Annotated in this window: 1 protein-coding gene; it reads left to right on the forward strand. The window is 69.7% G+C overall.

Features of this window, described 5'->3' with window-relative positions:
* Window positions 1–201: tripartite tricarboxylate transporter substrate-binding protein (locus G3576_RS31105; RefSeq protein WP_268888616.1), on the forward strand; the 201-nt coding region annotated here is incomplete at its 5' end.
* Between the last annotated feature and the right edge of the window lie 70 nt (window positions 202–271).

Here is a 271-nt window from a genome sequence, read left to right on the forward strand (position 1 = left end):
ACGGAATTGCTGAAGGCGCGGACGGGGGGGGACTTCACCCATGTGCCCTATCGCGGAGCGGGGCAGTGGCTGCCGGACCTGCTGGAGGGCCGCGTCCACATGGTGCTGGGCATCCTGGCGGTGGTGGTGCCGCCGGTGCGGGAAGGGCGGCTGACACCCATCGCGGTGGCGCATGCCGGGCGTGTGGCGGCAGCGCCGTAGGTGCCGAGCTTCGCGGAACTCGGCATGGCGGACTTCGCCTCCAACTCCTGGTTCGGCTTCTTCACCAATG

It is taken from the genome of Falsiroseomonas algicola, from assembly GCF_011040385.1.
In the GTDB taxonomy this organism is placed as follows: domain Bacteria; phylum Pseudomonadota; class Alphaproteobacteria; order Acetobacterales; family Acetobacteraceae; genus Falsiroseomonas; species Falsiroseomonas algicola.